This is a genomic window from Modicisalibacter ilicicola DSM 19980 (assembly GCF_900128925.1).
GTDB classification, from domain to species: domain Bacteria; phylum Pseudomonadota; class Gammaproteobacteria; order Pseudomonadales; family Halomonadaceae; genus Modicisalibacter; species Modicisalibacter ilicicola.
Window position 1 is genome coordinate 19,024 of the sequence record NZ_FQUJ01000008.1, and the last position, 22,346, is coordinate 41,369.

A 22,346-nucleotide genomic window follows, 5' to 3' on the forward strand; every position below is an offset into this window, starting at 1 on the left:
GCCCTGCCCCCGCAGGGCGCTCTCGTTTCAGCGCTGGGTAATCAATGCCACCACCTCGGCCATGGTCCTGTGGGATTCGAGCGGGTGGCGAAGTGGTTTATCCAGAAACAGCTTGTATTCATTGCGCCGTCCGACCCTCTGCCGAGCGACGATTTCCGCCTCTTCGAGATCGCTCACGATGCGCTGCACCGCGCGCTCCGTGATCCCCACCCTGGCAGCCACTTCTCGCAGCGTACGAGTCGGGTCTTCCACCAGACAGATCAGTACATGCGCATGATTGCTGAACATTGTCCAGCCACTGGCGGCGTTCGATCCCATGACATCTCCCGATGACAGCTAAAAGCCGAAAAATATTACCAGAAAACATCTTCTTGCTTCCATATCCATAGCCGCCACGGCTGGAGGCCCGGTCGATTCCACCTCACCGCTCATCCATTGGTTCTGAAATGTTTGACTCGGTGATAAAGCAATCGTAGCTTGTACGATATAAAAGTCGCTAATTGGTTTTCACCTATGATGCGCACGATGCCTGCCAGACTGAGCAATGCCTTGATGTTGATCACCATCTGGTGGGTGATAAGCGACGGTGACACGACCTCTTGGATCATCGGTGTGCCAACGGTGGCCGCCACCCTGTGGTGGAGCCTTCGTCAACCAAGCGCTTCCCAGCCGTTGCCACGCTTGATCGGACTCATCCGGTTCATTCCTTATTTCCTGTGGGAATCCCTGCGCGGCGGTATCGATGTGGCCCGTATCGCCTTTTCAGCAAGGATCGCCATGCGGCCGCATTTCTGCACCTACATCCTGAACCTGCCGGAAGGGCCCGCTCGAAGAGTGTTCATCAATGCCGTGAGCCTCTTGCCGGGCACTCTGAGCGCGGACATTCGCGACGAGCGACTGCTGGTGCATCGCCTGCGTAGCGGGCCAGAGGATAACCATGACCTGCAGGCCTGCGAGCGCCGAGTGGCCGATCTGTTCGGATTCTCCATATCCCCGATGAAGACACGCTCATGAACACCTACCTGACCGGCCTGGCGATCCTGCTGCTGATAACCCTGCTGATCGGGCTCATTCGCGTATTTCGTGGCCCCAGCCGGGCGGATCGCATGCTGGCGGCACAGCTCTTCGGCACCACCGGCGTGGCGATGATGCTGATCCTGGGCATCGTCACCGACCTGGCGGCCCTGTTCGACGTCGCCCTGGTCATGGGGATACTCGCCTCGATCACCAGTATTGCTTTCATCCGTCTGGCAGGGGACGAACAGTAATGGACGCGCTGGACATCGTCAGTCTGATGCTGGCCACGGGAGGCGTCGTGTTCTTCTTCGCCGGCGCCCTAGGTCTGCTGCGATTCCCCGACGTCTACAGCCGTCTTCACGCGCTGACCAAGGCAGACAATCTGGGGCTTGGACTCATCACCATTGCGGTCGTCCTGCAACTAAACTCACCCACTCAATGGTTGAAGCTGGGGCTGATCTGGCTGTTGGTGATGCTCTCGGGAGCGGTCACCTGTCATCTCATTGCGCGGCGTGCCCGTCGGGTCGAAAACCGGCACCGCAACAGGAGTGCTTGCCATGATGCTGATTCTTGACCTGGTGCTCATTGCCGGGCTTGTGACCTTCGCGACGCTGACACTGACCGCTCGAGCGACTTTCAGCAGCATCGTGCTGTTCATCAGCACGGGGCTACTCATCGCGCTTGCCTGGGCAAGGCTCGGCGCCCCGGATATCGCCATCGCCGAGGCAGCGATCGGCGCGGGCTTGACCGGCGCCCTATTGCTGGCTGCCTGGCGTCGCCTGCAGCCGGGCACCGTCGATCCCGAATCGGATGCCGAGTCCACGTCTGGCGAACAGCAAGGAGCAGGCGATGCGAAGCAATGAGGATAATGCGGGCCTGCCCCCTGTGGCTCGACTCCTGCTCGCCATCGGCATGGTGGCAATCGGCCTGGTGCTGGCCTGGGCGCTCTGGTCACATTCCGAGACCTCGTCGTCACTGGCCGCTGCCGTGATGACCGAGCTGCCCCGCAGCGGAGTCAGCAACCCCGTGACCGCGGTGCTTCTCAACTTCAGGGCCTTCGACACCATGCTGGAACTTGCGGTGCTGCTGCTGGTAGCCGTGACAGTTGGCGGGCTACGCGATCCTCGGGAGGTATCGGCATTCGCGCAGGTTAAGCAAGCGGCAAGCGTTTCCCCGTTGCTGCAGAGCCTTGCCCGGGACCTCGTTCCGATCATGATGCTGACCAGCGGTTACCTGCTCTGGATCGGCGCCAAGGCACCCGGTGGCGCCTTCCAGGCAGGTGCGGTACTGGCGGCGGCGGCGGTGCTCGCTCATCTTTCGGGGCGCCCCTGGCTGTCGAATCCAGGAGACTGGCGAATCCGCGCCCTGCTGGTGCTGGGCACCGGAGCCTTCCTGGTATCCGCCCTGGCCTTGCTGCTGGTGACCGGGACTTATTTTCGCTATCCGCCGGCGCTGGCCGGTGCCTGGATCCTGATCATCGAAACCGCGGCGACGCTTTCCATTGCCGCGATGCTCTATGTCACGTTCTGCGCCGTCGTGCCTATGATGCCGAGTCGCCGATGAGCACCGCCCTGCTCTTCGGCCTGTGCGGTATCGTCCTGTTCGTCCTGGGGCTCTATTTCGCCCTGACGACGACAGAGATGCTGCGTCGGATACTCGCCATCAACATCATGGGCAATGGGGTGTTCATGCTGCTGATTGCCGCCGCCTATCAACATGACGTGTCGGGCCTGCCGAACACCGACCCCGTTCCTCATGCCCTGGTGCTGACCGGCATCGTGGTGGCGGTCAGCGCCACCGCCCTGGCCTTGAAGCTGGTATGTCGTGCACACGAGCTGGCTGCCGAGCAGCGCGAGGAAGGCGACGGATGAGCGAGCTTCCGGGGAACCCGCAACTTCTTGTCTGGCTGATCAGCCTGCCCTTGCTGGGGGCCCTGATGAGTGTCGCCTGTCGAAAGGCCGGTCGCTGGACGGCAATGACCGCGATGATCGGCAATCTCGTGCTCGCCTGCCTGCTGCTCGCTGCCACCCAGGATGGCACGTTGCGCTACGCGCTCGGCGGGTGGGAAGCCCCACTGGGGATCGCCCTCTACGCCGATACATTCAGCGCCATGATGATCGCTATCACCGCGCTGGTGGGCGCCGTCATCAGCGGATACAGTCTGAGCTATTTCGCGACTGGCTCCGCGACCGAGCGTTCGTTCTGGCCACTTTGGTGCCTGCTGCTGACGGCACTGAACACCCTGTTCCTGTCGGGGGATGTCTTCAATCTCTATGTCGGCCTCGAGGTCCTGAGCCTGTCCGCTGTGGCGCTGGTCACTCTCGCCCCCGGCCTCGCGGCGACACGCGCGGCACTGCGTTACCTGCTCGCGAGTTTGATGGGTTCGTTGTGTTATCTGCTCGGCGTGGCGCTGCTGTATTACGCGCACGCCACCCTGGACCTGGCCCTGCTCGCCGACCTGACCGGCGATGGCCCGCTGGAGCGCGCAGCCCTGGCGCTGATGATCGTCGGCCTGTTGCTCAAGACGGCCCTCTTTCCACTGCACTTCTGGCTACCTCCGGCGCATGCCGGGGCGCCGGCGCCGGTAAGCGCCCTGCTCTCGGCCCTGGTGCTCAAGGGGACCTTCTACCTGATCCTGCGCCTGTGGTTCGATACCCTCGAGGAGGCCGCCAATCAGCTGGGAACGTTGCTGCTCGGCGTGCTGGGCTGCGCCGCCATCCTCTGGGGGTCGGTGCAGGCCATTCGCGCCACACGCCTCAAACAGCTGGTCGCCTATTCCACGGTGGCCCAGATCGGTTATCTGTTTGCACTCTTTCCGTTGCTGGGGCACGCGACGGCGAGGGTGACCGCCTTCGACTCCATGATCTACTTCATCATGGCCCACGCCTGCGCCAAGGGCGCCATGTTCCTCGCCGCCGGCAATATCCTCACGGTGGCCGGTCACGATCGCATCGCCGAACTGCGTGCAGCCAACCTGCCCTCCGCCATCACCCTCTTTGCCCTGGCCATTGCGGGTATCAGCCTGATCGGATTGCCGCCAACCGGGGGCTTCATTGCCAAGTGGCTGATGCTGCAGAGCGCCTTTCACGCCGGCAGCTGGTGGCTTGTCGTCGTGGTCTTGCTCGGCGGTCTGCTCGCCGCAGCCTACGTGTTCCGTGTCGTGGCCATCTGTTTCGATAGATCGGAGGTCTCCGCTCCGACCGACACCGCCCCACGGGTTGCGACGATAAACCCCGGGCGGGAGTGGAGTGCGCTGGTCTTGGCGCTGGCGGCACTGGCACTGGGCCTGCTCGCCGCCCCGGCGCTGGCGCTTTTCGATGCCACCGCCCTGATGGGTTGACCGGAGAATCCACCATGCAGCCGATGTCCACCTTGCTGATATTGATCCTGCTGAGTTCGTTGATCCCCGGCATTGTCACCTTCCTCATACCCGAGGCGCATGCCCGGCTGCGCAACACCCTCAACCTGGGCGCGGCCCTGGTGAAGACCGCCCTGGTCGTCGTGCTGCTGGTGAGCGTGCTGCGTGGCGATCTGTTCGAGATGCGTGTGGCGCTGCTGCCGGGCATCGATTTCGTGCTGCACGCCGATGCCTGGTCGCTGATGTTCATCAGCCTGTCGAGCCTGCTGTGGCTGCTGACGACCTTCTACGCGATCGGCTACCTGGCTCACTCCCAGCAGCGCAGCCGCTTCTTCGGCTTCTTCAGCCTGTGTGTCTTTGCCACCTCAGGCATCGCCCTCTCCGGCAATCTCATTACCTTCCTGATCTTCTACGAACTGCTGACTCTGGCCACCTATCCGCTGGTCGTGCACAAGGGCAATGCGGAGTCGATTCGTGCGGGCCGTAAGTATCTCGCCTACACCCTATCCGGCGGCACGTTGTTCTTGGCTGGGGTGGTATGGCTTACCGCCATCGCCGGCCCCATCGAGTTCAATGCCACTGGGGTGCTCTCCGAGCGTGGTGATCTGTCGCCGGCACTGCTGCAGGGCATCTTCCTATTGTTGATCGCAGGGCTGGGTGTCAAGGCAGCCTTGGTACCGTTGCATGGCTGGCTGCCGGCGGCCATGGTGGCCCCAGCCCCGGTCAGCGCCCTGCTGCATGCAGTCGCCGTGGTCAAGGCGGGCGCCTTCGGTATCTCGCGCATCGTCTACGATGTCTATGGCGTGGAGTTCGCCGCGCAACTGGGCGTCACCACGCCACTGGCCATCGCCGCGTCGGTCACGATCCTCTATGGTTCCACCCTCGCCCTGTTCCAGGACGGGCTCAAGCGACGCCTGGCCTTCTCGACGGTCAGCCAGGTCTCCTATATCGCCCTGGGCGCCGCCATCGCCGGCCCCATCGCCACGATCGGGGGCATCGTGCATCTGGTGCATCAGGGGCTGATGAAGATCACCCTGTTCTTCTGCGCCGGCAATCTGGACGAGACCCTGGGCATCCACAAGATCAGCCAGATGAATGGCGTCGGTCGTCGCATGCCCTGGACCATGGCGGCGTTCACCATCGCCGCCCTGGGCATGATCGGGGTCCCGCCGCTGGCCGGTTTCGTGTCGAAGTGGTACCTCGGCTACGGCGCCCTCGAGACCGGCGCTTATTGGGTGATCGGCGTGCTGATAGGAAGCAGCCTGTTGAACGCCGCCTATTTCCTGCCGATTCTTTACGCCGCCTGGTTCCGGCCAGCGAGCCTGGAACGTCCGTTCACACCACGAACCGGCCGACTCGAGACCCACTGGATGCTCCTGCTGCCACCGCTGGTCACCGCGGCCTTGGCGCTGGCTGCCGGTATCTTCGCGAAATCCTCCTATAGCCCGCTGGAATGGGGCAAGCTGATCGCGGCCCGAGAATATGACATGGTAGCCATCGCCGAGCTGACGTTCACCCAGCCGCAATGGCTCATCATCGCCAGCCTCGGCGTGCCGCTGCTGTGTGCCTCGATGGCCCTTTGGCCGCGATTGCAGTCCAGTGTCCTGCGGCTATTGCCCTGGGCCGCATTGCCCGCCCTGACCCTGGCACTGTTTCCCGTCGAGCCGGCCAATATCGTCTCCTGGCTGTTCCTGGGCAGCGTGCTGCAAGTGGATGAACTTGCCCAGCCGTTTCTACTGTTTACCGCCCTGCTCTGGCTGACCTGCGGGCTCTACGCCCGCGGCTACCTGCAGGATGATGCCCAGCGTGGGCGCTTCGCCGGCTTCTTTCTATTGGCGATGGTGGGCAATTTCGGGCTGATTCTCGCCGTGGACGTGTCGAGCTTCATCGTCTTCTTCACCCTGATGAGCTTCGCGAGCTATGGCCTCGTCGTCCACCGTGGCGATGAACGTGCTTACCGTGCCGGGCGCATCTACATTAGCCTGGTGGTGGTTGGCGAGATGTGCCTGTTCGCTGCCGTGGTCACGCTGGTCAATCAGGCCAACAGCCTGAGCATCGATGCCTTGGCTGCCAGTCTCGACAGTCACTGGCTGATGGCCCTGCTGCTGATCGGCTTTGGCATCAAGGCAGGCCTGTTGCTGCTGCATGTGTGGCTGCCCCTGGCGCATCCGGTCGCCCCGGCACCCGCCAGTGCCGTGCTCAGCGGCGCCATGGTAGCGGCGGGGTTGCTGGGCTGGTTGCGCTTCTTGCCGCTGGGGCTGCCCGGATGGGAAACCTGGGGCATGCTGTTGACCTTCGCCGGCCTCGTGGGGATCTTCTATGGCGCAGTGGTCGGCACCCTGCAGCAGGAGGCCAAGACGCTACTGGCCTACTCGACCATCAGTCAGATGGGGTTGATGACGGCAGGGGTGGGCATGGCCCTCTGGCAGCCCAGCCTGACAACGATGCTGATTCCGGTTCTGGCGCTCTATGCGCTGCACCATGGGCTGGCCAAGGGTGCCTTGTTCCTGGCCACCGCCGTGGCGCCGGCCGCCCCCACCTCCGGTCCCATCAAGTGGATCAGCGTGGTGCTGCTCGTGGTCCCTGCCCTGGCGATCGTCGGTGCTCCCTTGACCAGCGGCGCCCTGGCCAAGGCCGCCCTCAAGACGCCCATCACCGGCAGTGAGATCGACTTTCTGCTGCCGCTGATTACCCTCGGCGCCGTCGGCAGCACGCTCTTGATGGTGCGCTTCCTTTACCTGACTTGGCCTGGCGGCGATACGCGACACGCTCCTGACACTCCCATGTGGCTGGGCTGGTTGGTCAGCGTGGCGCTGGTCGTTGTCAGCGCCTGGTGGCTGCCCGGATTCGATGAGGCCGCCAAGAAGGCTCTAGCCTGGGATGCGCTGTGGTCGCAATCCTGGCCGGTCCTACTGGGAGTGGCCATCCTGCTGATTGCCTATCGAGTGCATGGTGGACATCGCCGGTGGACGATCCCCGGCGGCGACATTCTGATCCCCCTGGAACACCTGACAGACAGGATGGGTCGTCGCCTGGCTTCGCGGAAACAAGGTATCCTCGACCATCCGATTCAGACGATCTCCAGCGCCCTGGAGTTGACCCATGCTGCCTCTGTGCGTCTCGCTCATGCGGCAATGAACATCGTCGATCGACAGGGCCAGCGTGTGACCGGCATCCTGTTCGGTATCGTGCTGGCAGGATTGCTCGCCGCCATCCTCTGGTAGCCATGCTTCATTCGGACTTGTCGCGCGGCGAATGCGTATACTGACGTCTATCGCCTAGCCAGGAACGCTCGACTTGTCCTCGCCGCATGCCCATCTTCATGCCTCCGACGCCACCGGCTCCCTGAGCGGCTTCTTCAGCGTCTTCCGCTACAGTCGCCGTGCCCTGGGGCTGGTGTGGGACACCTCTCGGGGCCTGACCATCGGTCTGGCGATCTGTACCCTGGTCGCCGGGGTGCTGCCGGCCGTGGCCGCCTGGGTCGGCAAGCTGATCGTCGATGCCGTGGTCGCGGCCATGGCCATACACAGTCAGACGGAGGCTCCTCTCGAATTCGCCACGGCCTGGCCGGTACTGCGCTACGTGGCCCTGGAAGCCTTGGTGATCGCACTGATCGCCCTAGCCCAGCGCGGCCTCTCGGCGCAGCAGTCCCTGTTGCGGGCACTGCTCGGCCAGAAGGTCAATGTGATGATTCTCGAGAAGGCCGGCACCCTGTCGCTCGCCCAGTTCGAGGATTCGGAGTTCTACGACAAGCTGACCCGTGCACGTCGCGAGGCCTCGACCCGCCCACTGGCACTGGTCAACAAGACCTTCGGCCTGCTGCAGAACGCCATCTCGCTGACCAGCTTCGCCGTGCTGCTGGTACAGTTCTCGCCCTGGGCGCTGCTGATACTGCTGATCGGCGCCCTGCCGGTGTTCGTCTCCGAGGCCAAGTTCTCCGGCGACGCCTTTCGTCTGTTCCGCTGGCGCTCGCCCCAGACACGCATGCAGATGTACCTGGAGACCGTGCTGGCCCGGGAGGACAGCATCAAGGAAGTCAAGCTGTTTGGCCTGGAACCGCTGTTCTTGAAGCGCTATCGCGACATCTTCGACAGCCTCTACGCCGAAGACCGGCGCCTGACGATCCGTCGCGATACCTGGGGGTTCCTGCTCGGCCTGCTGGGCACGCTGGCCTTCTACGGCGCCTATGGCTGGGTGGTGATCGAGACCATCGGCGGGCGTCTGACCCTGGGCGAAATGACCATGTACCTGATGGTGTTCAAGCAGGGTCAGTCGGCGCTCTCGGCAAGCCTCACCGCCATCAGCGGCATGTACGAGGACAATTTGTATCTCTCCAACCTCTATGAATACCTGGAGCAGCCGGTGGCACCCTCTACGGGCAGTCTCACCGAGGGCGCCCTCCCCGGCGACGGCATCCGCTTCGAGAACGTCGGCTTCACCTACCCCGGCACCCAGCAGCCCGTCCTGCAGGATATCGACCTGCACCTGCGCCCCAGCGAGAGCCTGGCGCTGGTGGGCCAGAACGGCTCCGGCAAGACCACCCTGATCAAGCTCCTGACACGACTCTACGACCCCAGCGAGGGCCGTATCCTGCTCGACGGCAGCGATCTCAAGGAGTGGGACGATGCGACACTGCGCCGGCGGATCGGAGTGATCTTCCAGGATTTCGAACGCTATCAGCTACAGGTCGGTGAAAACCTCGGCGTCGGCGATGTCGCCGCCTTCACCGATACCGTGCGCTGGGAGCGCGCGGCGCGCCAGGGCATGGCCGACGCCTTCATCAGCCGCCTCGAACACGGCTACCGGACGCAACTAGGACGCTGGTTCAAGGATGGCCAGGAGCTCTCCGGCGGCCAGTGGCAGAAGATCGCCCTGGCCCGCGCCTACATGCGCGAAGAGGCCGACATCCTGGTCCTCGACGAACCCACCGCCGCCATGGACGCCGCCGCCGAGGCCCAGGTGTTCGAGCAATTCCGGCGCCACGCCCGACACCGCATGACCCTGCTGATCTCGCATCGCTTCTCGACGGTGCGTGCCGCCGACCAGATCGTGGTGATCGATGCCGGGCGCATCATCGAGCAGGGCGCTCACGAAGAACTGCTCGCCCAGGAGGGGCGCTACGCGCAGCTGTTTCGGATGCAGGCCGCGGGTTATCAGTAGATGCTCGTGATACAGCGTATTTCCGGGCACTCGAAAGCCACTACACTGAAATCCTTGGAATACACTTCGAGGACTTCCAAATGTCAACGACTCAGGAATGCCGGGGCAGCTGCCTGTGTGGCGCGGTGCGTCTGGCAATCACGGTCAACGATCATCGCGTGGATGCCTGTCACTGCGACATGTGCCGCAAATGGGGTGGCGGCCCGCTGTTTGCCGTCCAGGCCAGCCAGGGGGTACGCATCGAGGGCGAGGAAGACGTCACGATCTACCCCTCTTCCGACTGGGCGGAACGCGGCTTCTGCCGCCAGTGCGGCACCCATCTCTTCTACCGTTTGAAGGCAGGCGGATACTGGGCCATTCCCGCAGGTCTGTTCGACGGCAACCCGCCCTGGGTCTTCGATCAGCAGATATTCATCGACCAGAAACCCGACTTTTACGACTTTGCCAATGCGACCCGCAACATGACCGGCCAGGAGGTATTCGAGGCCTTCGGGGCGGCACCCGGATAACGTCAGATGCGCCTGCGACCAGAGGAGTGGAGGCTTTACCACTTGCTCCGAGCCACCGGCAAGCTCATCATCGGCGGACACCCGACACCCTTTCAGAAGGATGCAATGACATGACCCTCTCTGTAGGCGACAAGATTCCCGACGTCACCCTCAAGACCAACGGTGCCGACGGCCCCGAAGACATCTCCACCGGCGAGCTGTTCGCAGGCAAGCGCGTGGTGCTGTTCGCGGTGCCCGGTGCCTTCACGCCCGGCTGCTCGAACACCCACATGCCCGGCTTCGTGATCAAGGCCGACGACATCTACGCCAAGGGTGTCGACACCATCGCCTGCATGGCGGTCAACGACGCCTTCGTGATGAACGCCTGGCAGAAGGACCAGAACGCGCAGCAGATCACCATGCTCGCCGACGGCAATGCCGAATTCACCAAGGCACTGGGCCTGGAGCTGGACGCCAGCGGTGGCGGCATGGGCACCCGCAGCAAGCGCTTCGCGCTGATCGCCGACGACGGCGTGGTGGAGTACCTGGGCGTGGACGCCAAGGGTGTACAGGAAAGCAGTGCCGAGACGGTACTGGAAAAGCTTTGAGAGCGACTTTTCCCGATGTTGACTCCCCCACCGTCACTCCGATTCAGGGCACAAGAGCAACTGATACGCGAAAAAGCTGTGGGGTGACCGTGCGTTTTATCTGCTTTACCACTATCTCGTAGGTCTGCCTATCGGAAGGAACGCGCGGGAACTTCTGGGGGTCCATCGGATCCTGAAGCAAGGCACTGATATTGTCATCTTCGATCACCTGCAATGAGACCTGCCGGCCTGCTTCGGTAACTAGCTGATAACAGAGCGTTTGCTCCGGCAGGATCATGTCGGCGATCACGACGGTGTTCGTTTCCGGTTCGACATCGACAGGCGTGCAGTCGCCCTGGGCGAACGCCAAGCCATCTGTGACGAGATACAGCATGCTCGACATCAACACCGCGCCAAGGCGTGATTGTTTGCTCATACGCGCCCCTTGCCGCCTACGCCGTTTTAGGTTCATGCCATTTCCGCCAGTGTCGTCCGCTTGCCCCGAGCCCCTGCCTAGACAATCCAGATAGCCTGCACTATCCCTGATAGACACATGATCCAGCATGCCATCCATCGCAAGAGAAGACCGCGCTTCGACCCGCGAGTGCGATCGTGACAGTAGCAAGGAGGCTGGCCCGTGCGAGACTACCTGAAGGAACACACCAATCCTCCCGTTTTTATCATCTCGGCCGTGATTATCCTGGCATTCGTCGCCTGGGGTGTGGCACTGCCTTCCCAGCTCGACAAGATCGCGAAGATGATCAATGGCTGGATCACTGCGGATTTCGGTTGGTGGTACATGCTGGTCACGACGCTATTCTTGATTTTCATCATAGTGGTGATGTTCAGCAGCTGGGGAAAGATTCGTCTGGGACCCGACGACAGCCGCCCCGACTGGAGCACGCTTTCCTGGTTCGCGATGCTGTTCACGGCCGGGATGGGCATCGGACTGGTATTCTTCGGTGTCGCCGAACCGATCTTTCACTTCAATTCGCCCCCGGTGGGCGAAGGTGGCACCAGCGAGACGGCGCTCAGGGCCATGGGCATCACCCTGTTCCACTGGGGCCTTCATCCCTGGGCCGTATATATCGTGATGGGGCTGTCCCTGGGGTATTTCTGCTTTCGCAAGAACCTGCCCATGCGCCCGGCGGCGGCGCTCTATCCATTGATCGGCAAGCATATCTATGGCCCCATCGGCAACGCCATCGACATCCTGGCAGTGTTCGGCACCCTGTTCGGCCTTGCCACCTCCCTGGGCTTCGGCGCCACACAGATCAATACCGGCCTCAACGTCCTGTTCGGCGTCAGCGTCGGCGCCATTCCGCAAGTCGTCATCATCGGCTTGATCACCGCCGTGGCGGTCACTTCGGTGATGCTGGGCATCGATGCCGGTATCCGTCGTCTGTCGGTCATCAACCTCTTTCTGGCGATGATACTAGCGGCCTTCGTCTTCTTCGTCGGCCCCACCATCTTCATTCTGGAATTCATGGTCAGCAGTACCGGCTATTATCTGCAACACCTGCCGGAGCGCAGCTTCCAGATGTACTCCTTTTCCGAGGCGGGTTCCGACTGGCTGGCCAGCTGGACCCTGTTCTACTGGGGGTGGTGGATCTCCTGGTCGCCCTTCGTGGGCATGTTCATTGCCCGGGTCTCACGGGGGCGTACCATTCGCCAGTTCATTGCCGGCACGCTGCTGGCGCCGGTAGGGGCATCCATCGCCTGGTTCTCGATCTTCGGTGGTAGCGCCATCAAGGCGATCCTCGACGACCCCGACAACCCCCTGGCCGATGCCGGCACCACCGACGCCATGTTTACCCTGATGGAGCAACTGCCGGTGCTGTCGATCCTGGGAACCCTGGGTTCGTTGGTGGCTATCCTCGTGGTCACGCTATTCTTTGCCACCTCATCGGATTCCGGCTCCCTGGTGGTGGATATGCTGACCAATGGTGGCGATCCCAACCCGATCTGGCAGCAGCGAATGTTCTGGGCCGTGCTGGAAGGCGTGGTGGCTGCCGTACTGCTGGCGGCGGGCTGGACCGCCGCCGGCGATGCAGCCAGCGCCCTGACGCCCCTGCAGACCGCTGCGGTGGCCTCGGGCCTGCCTTTCTCGTTCGTGCTCCTCTTCATGTGCTGGGGGCTGGTGCGGGGGCTTTCCCAGGAAAGCGCGCTGACGGAATCGGGGCGACGCCTCCGGAAATATCCCTACCCGTCGCAACCGCCTCGGGAGGATGAAGGGAAAAGCTCGACATGATGAAACGACGGGCTGTCGCCCTTTCATGGCATGGTGGCACAGTACGTCACGGCGGGCTCAAGAGCCTCGGATCACTCCGGATACCATTCCCGTAACCGTACCTCGATGTCGGGATTCTGCTCGTTCACCAGCGTCTTGAATCGTTGTACGTCCTGGCCTCGGTAGTGGTAGGGATAGACCACCGCCGGGGCGAAATCCAGCACCGCATCGGCGGCCTGCTCGACGTCCATCGTATAGGGCAGGTTCATGCATACGAACGCCATGTCGATATCCTCGAGTGAGCGCATCTCCTCGATGCCTTCGGTATCGCCGGAAATATACACCCGCTTGTCACCCAGGGTGAGCACATAGCCGTTGCCGAAGCCCCTGGGGTGACGAGGATCCTCGTCCTCGGGCAGGTTGTACATGGGCATGGCATGAATACGCAGGCCGTCGAGTTCGATAGTGTCGCCATTGGCCATGACGCGCTGTGCCTCGCCATAGGAATCGCCGATCTCGTCGGCCACCGACTGAGGCATGATCACGGTTGCCGCCGAGGTATCGATCGCATCCAGCGTCTCGGTGCTCAAGTGGTCGCCGTGCGGGTGCGTGATCAGGATCAGATCCGCGGCATCGAGGCCCTGGTAAGCGTCGGCGGTTCCGGTTGGATCGATGTAGATCGTCTGGTCGTTCCACTGCAGCACCAGGCTGCCATGCTCGATGGGGGAGAGAGACACGGGTCCCTGCGCGGTTGACATGGCGTCTTCGCTGTCGGCAGCTTGCGCCTGTAGCGGGACGCTGGTGAGGCTCAAAAGCGCTGCCGAAAGAGCAACAGGGATGATCTTCATTGCATTCACCAGTGGTTGGATAGTTTCTTGGCTAGCATGCCCCCCAGCTCTGCAGTTTAGACAACAAGCCCCTGGAAAATCCGGAAATCGCGCACCATGCACAAGGGGTAAACGCCGCTATCACCGCCGCGCCTTGGTCAGGGGTTCGGGTAGAATGCGCTCGAGCGCGGTTTGGCGATCCTTGGCACCATGGGCCGCCACGACCTGGCTGTCCAATAGCGTCTGATCACGGGAACGCGTTCGAGCGACGATATCCTCGGCATCGGCGTCGCAGTAGCCAAGCGACGTCAGCGCCTCCTTGCCGACTCGCAAGGCCGCCTCGGCGGTTTCGCGCACGACGCCATTTACCCCCATGTCGATGAGCTTGATCGCGTGAATGCGGTCATAGGCACGCGCCAGGATGCGCAGGTGATCGAAATCGCGCTGCACCAGCGCCACGATACGATCGCACACCTGGGGATCATTGACGCACAGGATCACCAGACGCGCCTCCATCGCACCGGCGGCGCGCAGCACGTCGCGCCGCGTGCCATCGCCGAAATGCACCCGGGAACCGAAACGGCCCGCCTCGCGGACCCGATCGGCATCGTTGTCGATGACGGTGATGGACTGGTGCTCCGAAAGAAGCGGCTGGGCGACGATCTGCCCGAAGCGGCCGAAACCGACGATCAGCACGCTGCCGCCCGCATCGGCGAAATCTTCCTCGATGGATTGAGGCTTGGACGCCTTGAAGAGCAGGCTGTCGAGGCGATCGAGCAGCGACGAGACCGCCATCGACAGAGTGACGATGGCCACCAGGATAGAGGCCGTTTCAGCATCGAACAGGGTGGCGGATGCCGCCGCCGAGAACAGCACGAAGCCGAATTCGCCATGCTGGGCAAGGGCCAGCGCCGTGCGTGTCGAGGTCTCGTGGCTCGACCGGAACAGCCGCGAGACGAGATAGATCGTGAGGCCCTTGAGCGTCATGAACAGCGGTACCGCGACGAGGATCAACGCCCAGTTGTCGACGACACTCGGCAGATCGAGGGACAGGCCGACCGCCATGAAGAACAGCCCCAGGAACAGGCCGCGGAACGGCTCGATGTTGGCCTCCACCTCATGCCGATAGGGCGACTCGGCAAGCATGACCCCGGCGATGAAGGCGCCCATCGCATAGGACATGCCGGCGAGATCCATGATCAGCGCCGCGGCGATGACCACCCCCAGCGCACTGGCGGTCATGATCTCCGGCATTCGGGTGCGCGCCAGGATTCGAAACATCGGCTCGAGCGCGTAACGGCCGATGCCGATCAGCAAACCGATGGCCAGAATGGCGAAACCGATGGCGATGAAGTTGTCGGCAAGGCTCATCTCCTCGCCGGTCGGCGAAAGAAGCTGAACCAGCAGCAACAGGGGAACGATCGCCAGGTCCTCGAACAACAGGATCGAGAACGTCGCCTGGCCATAGTCACTGCCCCGCTCGCCTTTCTCGTCGAGCACCTGAACCACCAACGCCGTCGAGGAAAGCGTCAGCCCCAGACCGATGATCAGGCTCGCCTGCCAGCTGAGTCCAAACAGCAGCGGAACGAAAGCCAGTACCCCACCACACGCGATCACCTGAACGAGCCCACGCCCGAAGATCGTACCGCGCAGCTCCCACAGGCGCGCCGGCCTGAATTCCAGGCCGATCACGAACAGGAACAGAACGACACCAAACTCGGCGAAATGCAAAAGCTCTTCGGGGTGCGCCGCAAAGCTCAACGACAGAAAGGCCCCCGCCGCGAGCCCGGCGACCAGGTAGCCGATGATCGTCCCCAACCCGAGCCGCCGCGACAGCGGCACGAACAGGCAAGCCAGCACGATCAGCCCTAAGGCTTCCCAGAAGCGCAGCTCCAGGGCGGTGGGGTCAAAGCTCGGCACACACGACTCCTCTGGGCGCTATTATTGATGGATAGTGTACCCCGCCCTCGGCGCGTTTGGGCCGCCCCCTGTTCTCGGGCAGCGGGATCAACTCCTCCTCATCACCCGGCACCGTCTCGAATCGTCCTTGCTCCCACTCCTACTTCGCCTGTTCGAGCCGCGAGGAGATGAAGCTTAACCCACCGAGAACTACCGCGCCGGTTCCCCCACCCCATGGTCCCAATGCCGCAACAGGAACAAGGCGATGAAGGCGCCCAGCACCGGCACCCCGGCGATGAACAGATGGTTCGTCGAGTTGCCCCAGGGGTCGAGCAACAACCGCCAGGAGACGATCACACTGACCGCATGCAGCCCGAGCGCTGCGCCGTAGGCAATCGTCTTCAGGCGACCGATGAACAGGCAGATCGCGATGGCGATCTCGACCACACCGAACAGATAGCCGAGCGACTCCGATACGTTCAGGCCATAGAAATATCCCCAGATGGCCGTCGTGTTCTGGGGCACGACGAATTTCTCGATGCCCCATTGCAACAGGAACACACCCAAGGTGATGCGCAGTACCAGCAATGCGCGTGACACGGTCTGGGTCAGCAGTTCGTCTTTCATGAGCGCCTCCACGGAGCAGTTGGCTACCAATGACACTTGGTCGTCCATCACGCCTCACCCTTTCACGGCGAACATCGGCCATTCATGCTGGGTGGCAGATGGCGCAGTGTGTCAGGCGCGGTCTGTCAACCCCGCCCCGATAGCCTCGAGCACCCGCCGGGCCCTTGCCGAAAGCGGCCACTCGGCCCGATGCAGCAACCAGAGCGTATCCACCACCGTCGGCTCGCCCGCGACCACCCGGATCGTCTCGGGGTAGGCAAACGCTTCCCGGGCGAACTGTGGCAGCACGGTGAACCCCAGCCCGAGAGCCACCGGCTCCAGAATCAACCCGATCTGGTTGGTAAAGCCGCGACACGGCAGGCTACGCACCCCGGGAAAGCCGGGGAAGCGGCGGCTCAACAGCCGCGTGGCCATCTCCTGGCCGTCGGGATGATCGATGAAACCCAGCCGCTCCAGGTCGGCCCAGTCGTTCACCCGAGCCTCGGCCGGCACCACCAGCTCCAGCGCCTCTCGAGCGAAGACCGAGGCCGTCAGCCGGGGATCGTCTGGCCGCAGGGTCACGATCCCCAGCTCGACGCGATTGTCGAGCACCGCCTCGACCACCTCGCGGGTTGGCGCGAAGCGGTGACGGATACACAGCTGTGGCGAGGCGCGTTGCAGCTCGAGCAGACGCGGGTAAAGCGCCAGGCCGATGCTGCCCGGCGTGATCATGCTCACCTCTCCCTGCTGGTCATCGTCCCCCGTCAGACGCTGCTGCAGGCGGTGATCGGCGGCGTCCATCTCGCGCTGGTAGTCGAGCAGCGCATGGCCCGCCGGGGTCAGTTCCAGCCGCCGCGGGTGGCGGATGAACAGGGGGCCCAGCGACTCCTCGAGGCGCTTGATGTGCTGACTCACCGCGGCCTGAGTCAGATTCAGCCGCTCGGCGGTACGGGTGAAGTTACCGAGTTCCACCAGGGCCGCGAAGGTGGCTAGCCACTGCGGATTCATCATAAGCAATCATTATTGCCGACATAATCATATGGTGGTTCTGATTATGGCCAAGACCGCCTAGCATGGCGAGCACAGCAGTTCACTCACCATCAGGCAGGAGCAGTCCTCATGAGCCAGGTCTACCCGCGCAGCTTTTCCCATATCGGCATCTCGGTCCCCGACGTCGAGGCCGCCGTCACCTTCTATACCGAGGTGATGGGCTGGTACGTGATCATGGAACCCACCACCATCCTCGAGGACGACTCGGCCATCGGCGTGATGTGCAGCGATGTCTTTGGTCCCGGCTGGGGCTCGTTTCGCATCGCCCACCTGTCGACCGGCGATCGCATCGGCGTCGAAATGTTCGAGTTCAAGAACCACGAGCAACCGGAGGACAACTTCGAGTACTGGAAGACCGGCGTCTTCCATTTCTGCGTCCAGGACCCGGACGTCGAAGGGCTGGCGGAACGGATCGTGGCCGCCGGCGGCAAGCAGCGCATGCCGGTGCGGGAATACTTTCCCGGCGAGAAGCCATTTCGCATGGTCTACATGGAAGACCCCTTCGGCAACATCCTCGAAATCTACAGCCACAGCTATGAGCTCACCTACTCGGCCGGTGCTTACCAGAACTGAGACGCCTGGCCGATGCAATCGACCTGCTGGGACGGCCATGCCCCAGCGGCATACGGCGTGACGACTGCCGCGCACCACGCATGACGCTCATGGCCTCTCACGCCTTGCCCTTCCACACCACGGCTTCGAGCTCGAGCCGCTCACGATGCAGATCGGCCTTCTCCGTGTCGGCTTGCGAGCTGACCGAGACATATTCACCGGCCCTTGTTCAGTTTTCACCGGCGCCATATTCCGCCTTGGTCGCTGCCTTACCCTCAGCTATCGACAGCACGAACACCGTCAGGGCCGGCAGGAACGTCAGTGTCACCACGGCGGCGCCGACCAGGCCGAACAGGACGATCGCACCCAAGCCGCGATACAGTTCGGTGCCTTCACCGGGCAGAAACACCAGCGGCGACAGGCCGCAAAGGGTCGTCAGGGTGGTCATCGCAATCGGTCGCAGGCGGGTTTCAACCGCGCGACTGACCGCGTCGGTGGCGCCAACCCCCTTCTCCCTCAGGTTTCGGCGGGCTTGATCAACGACCAGAATCGGGTTATTGACCACCGTTCCCAGCAGGATCAGAAACCCCAGCATGGTGATCATGTCGAACGGCTGCCGCAGCGGCTGCAATCCGATGAGCGGCAGCAGACCACCCACCAGGTTCATGGCCGCAAGCCCGACGATCCCGCCGGCGATGCCCAATGGAATCGCGGTCATGATCAGCAGCGGGTAGCCCCAGTGGGCAAAGATCGCGACCAGCAGCAAGTACACGATCGACAACGCAATCAGGAAGTTGCCGGTCAAGGCGTCGCGGGTGGCATTGAGCTGATCACTGGCGCCGGAAATCGTGACATTGATCGCCGATGGCAGCGCACCGCTGTCCCTGAGCGCCATCACCAACTCGGTTCTGACCCGCTCGACACCGGCTTCCAGCGCCACGTCGCCAGGCGGAATGATATTCAGTGTCACCGTCCGGCGGCCATCGATTCGCCTGACCGTGCTGGTATCCACCGTTTCCTCGATGGTCGCGATGCTTGAAAGCGGCAGGGTGGCGCCTTGCGGCGTGTGCAGCAGCATGTTCGAGAGCCTTGCCAGATCAGGCTCCCCGCCTGCACTGCCGTAGAGATAGATGTCGATCTTGTCGTCGTCACGGAAGAAGTCGTCCACGTAGGCACCTTCCGTCAAGGATGACACCGTAAAGCCGACAGCTTCGGTATCCAGCCCCAGCTCGGCGACCCGGTCCCAGTCGGGCCGCACCTGTATCAAGGGTTGCGCCAAGGTCAAGGAGCTTGGCTCGGTCTGGATGCGGGGATTATCGAAAATTTCCTCGGCCCTGCGATACGCGGCCTCCGCCGCCTGATAGATAGTGGCCAGATCCGCGCCAGCGATGTCCAGGTTGATGCTCCGCGTGCCACCGTCATTGCTGGAGATGATAGAGCCCTTGGCGGCAAACGCTCGCATGCCGGGGAAACGCTCGTAGTAAGCGGTGAGCGCATCCATCAGGGCCTCGATGTGGGTCGGGTCCAGCGTTTCGGAGATCACCCGGATGCCGCTGGGCGTTACCTGCATGTTGAAGTAGGCCATCGGTGGAACGTCGGTTTCACCGGCTTCGTAGGCGGAACCATCAGCTTGCACATGGGGGAGAAAGTGGGCCTCCACCAATTGCGAAATCCGCACCATTTCATCGAGATTGTACCCCGGCGGCGCATTCATGCTGGCAAAGGTCTTGGGCTCTTCACCCTCCGGCAGATACTCCGCCGGCGGCGTCAGCAGCAGGATGATCAGGGTACTGAGCACCAGGGTGATCAGCAGGGTTGCACTACGCCGCAGGGGGCGTTCGATCAGCCAGTGAATCTTGTTCGACAGGGCCTTCACCCAGCCACTGGAGGCTTCCTGCCCGCCGTTGCCGGTCTCGTCGGTGCCGCTCTCGTCGGTGCCAAAGTCGAGCCGGGCGCTGAGGGTTGGAATCAGGGTCACTGCCACCAGCATGGAGGCCACGATCGCCGCGGAAATGGCGATGGCCACATCGGAATAGAGCTGTCCGGCTTCTTCCTCGATGAACAGGATCGGCAAGAACACCAGCACCGTCGTCATCGTCGAGGCGAGCACCGCAGGCCAGACTTCCTGCACCCCTTTGAGTGCCGACTCGAAGCGATCCAGGCCCCGTCGTCGCTGACGTTCGATGTTCTCAAGCACCACGATACTGTTGTCCACCGTCATGCCAATGGCGAAGGCGACACCCGCCAGGGAAATGACGTTGATGGTACGGCCGGCCAGCAGCAGACCCAGGAAGGCCGCGATGGTACACAGGGGGATGCCGATCACGCCCACCAGGGTCGCCCGGGAGGAGCGCAGGAACAGGTACATCACCAGGGTCGCGAACACCGCCCCGATACCCAGGTTGGTCCAGACGTTGGCAATGGATGCTTCCACATAACGGGCATCATCCGAGTTCAGTGCCAGCACCAACCCCGCGGGCTCGAGCAGTTCTTCGTTGATCAGCGCCACTTCCTCCATCATCGCCCGCTTGATGTCGATGACGTTGGAGCCGCTTTCACGACGCACCTGAAGCCCCAGCACCCGCTGGCCGTCGACGATGGATACCTCGCGGATACGGGCGTGGTCCTGCTCGACCCTGGCCACTTCGCCAAGGCGGGTGACGCTATCGCCGCGACGGGTCACCACCAGTTGCTGCAGTCCCTCGATGTCATCGAATCGGCCGACGGTGCGCAGCAGATAGCGGCGCTTGCCGGAATCCACTTCGCCGCCGGAAATGTCTTGGTTGCGCTGCAATATGGCATCCCGCAGGTCGATCAGGCTCACGCCACGCTGGGCCAGCCGGCGCTCGTCCACGATGATCTGCAACTGACGATCGGCGCCGCCGCCGACGGAGACTTCCGACACCCCGGGCACGCTCTCCATCCTGGGGCGTACCTGCTCCTCGACAAAATCCTTCATCAGGTCGATGTCGAGTTCCCGGGGGTTGCCCTCCAGGGTCGACACCCGAAAGTACATGAAGGCATTGGATGAGAAAGAGGCCGCGACGATACGGGGTTCATCAACGTTGCGCGGATAATCCGAGACCTGGCTGAGGGCATTGTTCACCTGAATCAGGGTCTCGGTGATGTCGACGCCGAAGGGAAATTCCAGCTCGATTTCAGAGGAACCGCTGGTGGCGCTGGCGGACATCCGGCTCAGATTGGGCACATTGCGCAGGTAGCGTTCCTGCTCCACCAGGATTTCCTTTTCGATATCCTGCGGTGTCGCGCCCGGCCATTGCGTTTCCACTGTGATGGTGCGTACTTCGAGATCGGGGATCATCTGCACGGGAATACGCAGTGCCGCTGCCGCCCCCAGAATGGCAATGATCAAGGTCACCACCGCGACCAGGGTGCCATGACGAATGATGGCGGCGAGCATCAACGCTCTCCTTGACCGACAACGCGAACCGTCATGCCCTGATTCAGCGCCTCGTTACCTCGGGAGACCACCCGGAGGCCGGCTTCCAGGCCCTCTGTCACCACCACCCGGTCCCGGTAGGCGCTACCCAGCCTGATGCGTTTTTCCTCGACCCGGTACTGTTCGCCGTCGATGGGCTCGGCGATCCAGACCGTCACCCGGCCATCCGGATAACGGTTGATGGCGTCCCTCGGCACGGACAGGCCTTCGCGGCCGGTCGGCACTCGCAGAAGCGCCGTCAGTGCCATGCCCGGCAAGACCTCGAGCCGATCCGGTTTGATGGCGCGCAACAGGAAGGTGCGCGCTTGCGAGTCACTGATCGGCACCAGCACATCGATATCGACCGATACCCTATCGTTGCTGCCGACTTCCTCGACACCGACCTGGACCTCGTTGGACTCGGCGATCAGGCGATAAAGGCTCTGCGGCACCGGGAAATCAAGACGCAGGTTTTCAAGATCCACCAGTTCCATCAGCGGATCACCCGGCGTCACCCACTCACCAAGGTCGACATGGCGTGTCTGGATGACGCCCTCGTAGGGCGCTGTGATCTGGTGGCGACGCACCACACCCGCCTGACGTTGCTGCTCCGCCTGCAAGCGAAGCAACGCGGCATCGGCGGTCGCCACTGCGCTCTCCCGCGCACTCACTTCGGTGGCGGCGATGTTCGTGCCAGGCCCGACTGACTGCGCTTCCTTGAGCCGGCGCCGGGCTTCCGCAAGCAGGGCTGCGGCCTCCTGTCGCTCGGCCCGGGCAGAAGCCAGCGTAAAACTGGCAAGCTCATCGTCCAGCTCTACGAGCACATCGCCTCGGGCCACCCGGTCACCGGGCTGAGCGTTGACCGCATCGACCAGGCCCTCGACCGAGGCGGATAGCTGCGAGCTCCGCAAGGCGGTGACGGTGCCGTTCAGGGTGACCTCCTCGAACACCTCCGACTGTTCGACGTCCGACAGTTGCACCCCAGGGCCTTCCTGGGCAGTAGCGGACAGCGCAGACAAACCCAGCACGACGACCAATCCCCAGCGTCGCCATCGATTGGGATGGTTCACATCGTCTCCCTAAAACCGGATCACAGGGGTTGCCACGGCGGTGCTGTGCAACCATCGTTATAG

General features: G+C 62.8%; 21 protein-coding genes. 13 read left to right on the top strand and 8 right to left on the bottom strand.

The window, feature by feature from the left end:
* Positions 1–27: 27 nt before the first annotated feature.
* Positions 28–318, bottom strand: coding sequence for a helix-turn-helix transcriptional regulator (locus BUA41_RS10025; protein ID WP_072822356.1), 291 nt, complete (start codon positions 316–318; stop codon positions 28–30).
* 207 nt (positions 319–525) lie between these two features.
* Between BUA41_RS10025 and BUA41_RS10030 the strand changes: the two genes are divergently transcribed.
* The 11 genes from BUA41_RS10030 (at position 526) to BUA41_RS10080 (ending at position 10,631) form a co-directional block, all read left to right on the top strand.
* A complete protein-coding gene (locus tag BUA41_RS10030) occupies positions 526–1,014 on the top strand; it encodes a Na+/H+ antiporter subunit E (protein WP_175546955.1) in 489 nt (162 codons plus the stop codon).
* On the top strand, positions 1,011–1,268 hold the full coding sequence (locus tag BUA41_RS10035; protein ID WP_072822360.1) for an MrpF/PhaF family protein: 258 nt from the start codon (positions 1,011–1,013) through the stop codon (positions 1,266–1,268). The genes BUA41_RS10030 and BUA41_RS10035 overlap by 4 nt, the downstream gene beginning before the upstream one ends.
* The gene (gene mnhG, locus BUA41_RS10040) at positions 1,268–1,591 is read left to right on the top strand and encodes a monovalent cation/H(+) antiporter subunit G (RefSeq protein WP_072822362.1); all 324 of its coding nucleotides are present in this window, start codon (positions 1,268–1,270) and stop codon (positions 1,589–1,591) included. The genes BUA41_RS10035 and mnhG overlap by 1 nt, the downstream gene beginning before the upstream one ends.
* The gene (locus tag BUA41_RS10045) at positions 1,575–1,880 is read left to right on the top strand and encodes a Na(+)/H(+) antiporter subunit B (protein ID WP_072822365.1); all 306 of its coding nucleotides are present in this window, start codon (positions 1,575–1,577) and stop codon (positions 1,878–1,880) included. Before mnhG ends, BUA41_RS10045 begins: the two co-directional genes overlap by 17 nt.
* Positions 1,867–2,580 (top strand): hydrogen gas-evolving membrane-bound hydrogenase subunit E, encoded by a 714-nt coding sequence (mbhE, locus tag BUA41_RS10050; protein WP_072822367.1) that lies wholly within the window; start codon positions 1,867–1,869, stop codon positions 2,578–2,580. The genes BUA41_RS10045 and mbhE overlap by 14 nt, the downstream gene beginning before the upstream one ends.
* Complete coding sequence (locus tag BUA41_RS10055; protein ID WP_072822369.1) at positions 2,577–2,888, top strand: cation:proton antiporter subunit C; 312 nt, start codon at positions 2,577–2,579, stop codon at positions 2,886–2,888. The genes mbhE and BUA41_RS10055 overlap by 4 nt, the downstream gene beginning before the upstream one ends.
* A complete protein-coding gene (locus BUA41_RS10060; RefSeq protein ID WP_072822371.1) occupies positions 2,885–4,357 on the top strand; it encodes a complex I subunit 5 family protein in 1,473 nt (490 codons plus the stop codon). The genes BUA41_RS10055 and BUA41_RS10060 overlap by 4 nt, the downstream gene beginning before the upstream one ends.
* Before the next feature lie 14 nt (positions 4,358–4,371).
* On the top strand, positions 4,372–7,599 hold the full coding sequence (locus tag BUA41_RS10065) for a complex I subunit 5 family protein (RefSeq protein ID WP_072822373.1): 3,228 nt from the start codon (positions 4,372–4,374) through the stop codon (positions 7,597–7,599).
* Between the two features lie 73 nt (positions 7,600–7,672).
* Positions 7,673–9,535 (top strand): ABC transporter ATP-binding protein, encoded by a 1,863-nt coding sequence (locus BUA41_RS10070; RefSeq protein WP_072822374.1) that lies wholly within the window; start codon positions 7,673–7,675, stop codon positions 9,533–9,535.
* Positions 9,536–9,615: 80 nt separating this feature from the next.
* Complete coding sequence (locus BUA41_RS10075; protein ID WP_072822376.1) at positions 9,616–10,044, top strand: GFA family protein; 429 nt, start codon at positions 9,616–9,618, stop codon at positions 10,042–10,044.
* A gap of 110 nt (positions 10,045–10,154) precedes the next feature.
* Positions 10,155–10,631: a peroxiredoxin gene (locus tag BUA41_RS10080; protein ID WP_072822378.1), complete on the top strand. Its 477-nt coding sequence runs from the start codon at positions 10,155–10,157 to the stop codon at positions 10,629–10,631.
* A 43-nt stretch (positions 10,632–10,674) separates the two neighbouring features.
* Here the strand turns inward: BUA41_RS10080 and BUA41_RS10085 are convergent, their stop codons facing one another.
* Positions 10,675–11,046: a hypothetical protein gene (locus BUA41_RS10085; protein ID WP_072822380.1), complete on the bottom strand. Its 372-nt coding sequence runs from the start codon at positions 11,044–11,046 to the stop codon at positions 10,675–10,677.
* Between the two features lie 201 nt (positions 11,047–11,247).
* Here BUA41_RS10085 and BUA41_RS10090 point away from each other — a divergent pair, with 201 nt between their 5' ends.
* Entirely contained in the window at positions 11,248–12,861 is a 1,614-nt protein-coding gene (locus BUA41_RS10090; RefSeq protein ID WP_072822382.1) for a BCCT family transporter, read from the top strand.
* Between the two features lie 71 nt (positions 12,862–12,932).
* Here the strand turns inward: BUA41_RS10090 and BUA41_RS10095 are convergent, their stop codons facing one another.
* The 4 genes from BUA41_RS10095 to BUA41_RS10110 form a co-directional block, all read right to left on the bottom strand.
* Positions 12,933–13,598 carry an MBL fold metallo-hydrolase gene (locus BUA41_RS10095; RefSeq protein WP_217652797.1) on the bottom strand — a complete coding sequence of 222 codons (666 nt, stop codon included), beginning with the start codon at positions 13,596–13,598 and terminating at the stop codon, positions 12,933–12,935.
* A gap of 210 nt (positions 13,599–13,808) precedes the next feature.
* A complete protein-coding gene (locus BUA41_RS10100; RefSeq protein WP_072822386.1) occupies positions 13,809–15,587 on the bottom strand; it encodes a monovalent cation:proton antiporter-2 (CPA2) family protein in 1,779 nt (592 codons plus the stop codon).
* Positions 15,588–15,776: 189 nt separating this feature from the next.
* Positions 15,777–16,193, bottom strand: coding sequence for a DoxX family membrane protein (locus BUA41_RS10105; RefSeq protein ID WP_072822684.1), 417 nt, complete (start codon positions 16,191–16,193; stop codon positions 15,777–15,779).
* Positions 16,194–16,304: 111 nt separating this feature from the next.
* A complete protein-coding gene (locus BUA41_RS10110; RefSeq protein WP_072822388.1) occupies positions 16,305–17,183 on the bottom strand; it encodes a LysR family transcriptional regulator in 879 nt (292 codons plus the stop codon).
* 108 nt (positions 17,184–17,291) lie between these two features.
* Between BUA41_RS10110 and BUA41_RS10115 the strand changes: the two genes are divergently transcribed.
* The gene (locus tag BUA41_RS10115) at positions 17,292–17,795 is read left to right on the top strand and encodes a lactoylglutathione lyase family protein (RefSeq protein ID WP_072822390.1); all 504 of its coding nucleotides are present in this window, start codon (positions 17,292–17,294) and stop codon (positions 17,793–17,795) included.
* Positions 17,796–18,003: 208 nt separating this feature from the next.
* Here BUA41_RS10115 and BUA41_RS10120 read toward each other — a convergent pair whose 3' ends face one another.
* On the bottom strand, positions 18,004–21,195 hold the full coding sequence (locus BUA41_RS10120; RefSeq protein WP_072822392.1) for an efflux RND transporter permease subunit: 3,192 nt from the start codon (positions 21,193–21,195) through the stop codon (positions 18,004–18,006).
* Positions 21,195–22,283: an efflux RND transporter periplasmic adaptor subunit gene (locus BUA41_RS10125; RefSeq protein WP_072822394.1), complete on the bottom strand. Its 1,089-nt coding sequence runs from the start codon at positions 22,281–22,283 to the stop codon at positions 21,195–21,197. The genes BUA41_RS10120 and BUA41_RS10125 overlap by 1 nt, the downstream gene beginning before the upstream one ends.
* Positions 22,284–22,346 lie beyond the last annotated feature (63 nt).